Origin of the sequence: Pseudescherichia vulneris, assembly GCF_902164725.1 — a bacterium.
GTDB classification, from domain to species: domain Bacteria; phylum Pseudomonadota; class Gammaproteobacteria; order Enterobacterales; family Enterobacteriaceae; genus Pseudescherichia; species Pseudescherichia vulneris.
Genome location: NZ_LR607338.1, coordinates 2,061,610 through 2,065,081, shown reverse-complemented (window position 1 = coordinate 2,065,081; position 3,472 = coordinate 2,061,610). Strand labels below are relative to the sequence as shown.

Annotated in this window: 5 protein-coding genes; 4 read left to right on the top strand and 1 reads right to left on the bottom strand. The window is 57.4% G+C overall.

Annotation, left to right across the window (positions count from 1 at the left end):
* The first annotated feature begins 106 nt into the window (after positions 1-106).
* Both FN633_RS08830 and FN633_RS08825 read left to right on the top strand, forming a co-directional pair.
* Entirely contained in the window at positions 107-1,225 is a 1,119-nt protein-coding gene (locus FN633_RS08830; protein WP_154057457.1) for a YbdK family carboxylate-amine ligase, read from the top strand.
* Between the two features lie 68 nt (positions 1,226-1,293).
* A complete protein-coding gene (locus FN633_RS08825; RefSeq protein WP_154057456.1) occupies positions 1,294-1,551 on the top strand; it encodes a DUF1158 domain-containing protein in 258 nt (85 codons plus the stop codon).
* Positions 1,552-1,577: 26 nt separating this feature from the next.
* On the opposite strand, the gene FN633_RS08820 is transcribed toward FN633_RS08825, so the two are convergent.
* Entirely contained in the window at positions 1,578-1,922 is a 345-nt protein-coding gene (locus FN633_RS08820; RefSeq protein WP_154057455.1) for a RamA family antibiotic efflux transcriptional regulator, read from the bottom strand.
* A gap of 174 nt (positions 1,923-2,096) precedes the next feature.
* Between FN633_RS08820 and FN633_RS08815 the strand changes: the two genes are divergently transcribed.
* Positions 2,097-2,681, top strand: coding sequence for a TetR/AcrR family transcriptional regulator (locus FN633_RS08815; RefSeq protein ID WP_154057454.1), 585 nt, complete (start codon positions 2,097-2,099; stop codon positions 2,679-2,681).
* Positions 2,682-2,769: 88 nt separating this feature from the next.
* Entirely contained in the window at positions 2,770-3,423 is a 654-nt protein-coding gene (nfsB, locus tag FN633_RS08810) for an oxygen-insensitive NAD(P)H nitroreductase (RefSeq protein WP_154057453.1), read from the top strand.
* Positions 3,424-3,472: the final 49 nt, after the last annotated feature.

Genomic DNA, 3,472 nt, shown 5'->3' with positions numbered 1-3,472 from the left:
GCAGCAGCTTTAATTGTCTGATTAATCACCTGTTGCCCGGCCACCGCCTCGGTCGGGGCTAAACTCGCTCTATACTTATTAAAAACAGACAACAGCGAGTTTACCTATGCCCCTACCCGACTTTCATCGATCTGACGCCTTTACCCTGGGGATTGAGCTGGAGCTGCAGGTGGTTAACCCGCCGGGATACGACCTTAGCCAGGACTCCTCCACGCTGATTGACGCCGTTAAGGCTGAAGTCAAAGGGGGCGAGGTGAAGCACGACATCACCGAGAGTATGCTGGAGATCGCCACTGGCGTCTGTGGAGATATCCACCAGGCCGCCGGACAATTCTCCGCCATGCAGCAGATCATTCTGCGCGCCGCCAGCGAACACCATCTGCAAATTTGCGGCGGCGGCACGCACCCGTTTCAGACCTGGCAGCGTCAGGAGGTGTGCGATGACGAACGCTACGCGCGCACGCTGGAGATGTTTGGCTATTTAGTTCAGCAGGCAACCGTGTTCGGCCAGCACGTTCACGTGGGCTGCCCGAGCGGGGACGACGCTATCTATCTGATGCACGGCCTGTCGCGCTTCGTGCCCCATTTTATCGCCCTTGGCGCGGCTTCACCCTACATTCAAGGCACCGACACCCGCTTCGCCTCGTCGCGGCTCAACATCTTCTCCGCGTTTCCGGATAACGGTCACGCGCCCTGGGTCAGCAACTGGTCGGAATTCGAGGGGCTGTTCCGCCGCCTGAGCTACACCAGCATGATCGACAGCATCAAAGATCTGCACTGGGATATTCGTCCCAGCCCGCACTTTGGCACGGTTGAGGTGCGGGTGATGGATACCCCGCTGACGCTTGGCCACGCGGTGAACATCGCCGGGTTTATTCAGGCGATTTCCCACTGGCTGCTGGCCGAGCGGCCATTCAAGATGCAGGAGCGTGACTATCTGCTCTACAAGTTTAACCGCTTCCAGGCCTGCCGCTACGGCTTTGCTGGGGTGCTGACCGACGTGCATACCGGCGAGCAGGTCACCATCGGGGAGGATATCCAGCGAGTGATGGACAAAATTGCCCCTTACGCTGACAAGCTGAACGGCGGCAGCGCCCTGGAAGAGCTGGCGCACTTCGTACGGCGTGGCAAGAGCGAGGACCAGCTGATGCGCGACTTCGTGGCCGACGGCGGCTCGCTGATTGGGCTGGTGCAAAAGCACGCGGAGATCTGGGCGGCGCAATAGCGCCCGTCTGGTTGCGCCGGGCTGGCAAATGGCTGACAATATCGTTTTAACTGACGATTAACATCACCATGACGCACCCACTTGAATCCCTGATGACGGCCGCCGGTATTTTACTGCTGGCCTTCCTCTCCTGCCTGCTGCTGCCCGCCCCTTCGCCGGGCGGCGCGCTGACGCAGCAGCTCATCGCCACCTTTCATCTGGTGGATGCCAACCAGCTTTACACTCTGCTGTTTTGCGTCTGGTTTCTGCTGCTCGGGATCATCGAGTACTACGTGCTGCGCTTTATCTGGCGGCGCTGGTTCTCACTGAACCACTCGTCCCGTTAAGTCGCGCAGGCCGGGCCAACGGCGGATTAATGCCGCGCCTGGCCGTGGTTTTCCTTGCGGTAAGCCCCTGGCGGCTGATTAAAGGTGCGGGTAAAAATACGCGTGAAGGTCTGCTGGGAATCAAAGCCATACTTAACGCAGATATCAAACACCTTCTGATCGGTATCAAGCAGCTCCTGAGCGGCCAGCCGCAGCTTACGCTCGCGGATATAGCGCCCCAGGCTCTCGCCTTTATATTGCATAAACAGCCGCTGAAGATGCCATTTGGAGTAGCCCGCGTGTCGGGCAATCTCTTCTATACGCAGCGGCTGGTGCAAATTGTCGTCGATCCACTCGACAATCGTATCGATAACCTGAGCGGAAATGGTCATACGTCGTTCCTCTCTGCTCTTTAAGCGCTAAAACTTGATTATGAGTGAGTAAGCACTCATTATAGAAAGAGTCAGAAAGTCGTCAAGATGATTTTCGATCTTTGACATCACCCGTTGCGGAGCGGCAAATGTCATGATTCAATCAGGGTTTAATCGCGTGTGAGGTAAAGGGTAGTGGCTCGTCCGAAGAGTGAAGATAAAAAACAGGCGTTACTGGAAGCGGCAACCGAGGCGTTTGCCCAGTCGGGGATCACCGCCTCCACCGCCCTGATAGCCCGTAACGCGGGCGTCGCGGAAGGCACGCTGTTTCGCTACTTTGCCACCAAAGACGACCTGCTTAATGCGGTCTATCTCGCGCTGAAAACCGATCTCTGCCACGCCATGCTCGACGGTCTCGATCGCTCCGTCAGAGAAGCCAAAGCGCTGACCCGCTATATCTGGAACAGCTATATCGACTGGGGCATTCTGCACCCCGTCGGCCATCGGGCGATCCGTCAGCTGGCGGTATCGGGCAAGATCACCTGTGCCACCCAACAAAATGTGGATGAGCTCTTCCCGGATCTCCACACACTTTGCCGTCGCTCGGTGCTGCCCATTTTTCTTACCGAGGCCTTCCACGCCTTTGGCGATGCCCTGTTCCTCTCTCTTGCCGAAACCACCATTGAGTTCGCCAGCCGCGAGCCCGAGAAGGCGGCTGATTTCAAAGCTCACGGTTTCGAAGCGATGTGGCGCGCCCTGGCGGACAGCAACGCCAGCTAAAGCGCACGTTTTTCACTTATTTTTTCTTCGCTGAATCGGTACGCTACAGCGCAGCCCAACTTATCGCAAAAATTTATCAGGAGCATTTATGGATATCGTTTCCATCGCCTTGCAGCGCTACTCAACCAAGGCGTTTGACGCCAGCAAAAAACTGACCGCCGACGAGGCCGAGAAGATCAAAACGCTGCTGCGTTATAGCCCGTCGAGCACCAACTCACAGCCGTGGCACTTCATCGTTGCCAGCACCGAAGAGGGCAAAGCGCGGGTAGCAAAATCCGCAGCGGGCGGCTACGTGTTCAACGAACGCAAAATGCTGGATGCCTCTCACGTTGTGGTGTTCTGCGCAAAAACCGCCATGGACGACGCCTGGCTGGAGAAGGTTGTGGATCAGGAGGACGCCGACGGCCGCTTCGCCACGCCGGAAGCCAAAGCCGCTAACCACAAGGGCCGCACCTTCTTTGCCGACCTGCACCGCAAAGATCGCCAGGACGATCATGAGTGGATGGCACGTCAGGTCTACCTGAACGTGGGTAACTTCCTGCTGGGCGTGGGTGCAATGGGCCTCGACGCGGTGCCGATCGAAGGTTTTGACGCTGACGTGCTGGATGCCGAATTTGGTCTGAAAGAGAAAGGCTTCACCAGCCTGGTGGTCGTCCCGGTTGGTCACCACAGCGTAGAAGATTTCAACAAGTCCCTGCCGAAATCCCGCCTGCCAGAAGAGACCGTGGTAACCGAGATCTAATTAGATTTCAGTCTCCTACCCGGCGGCGCTACGCTTGCACGGGCCTACG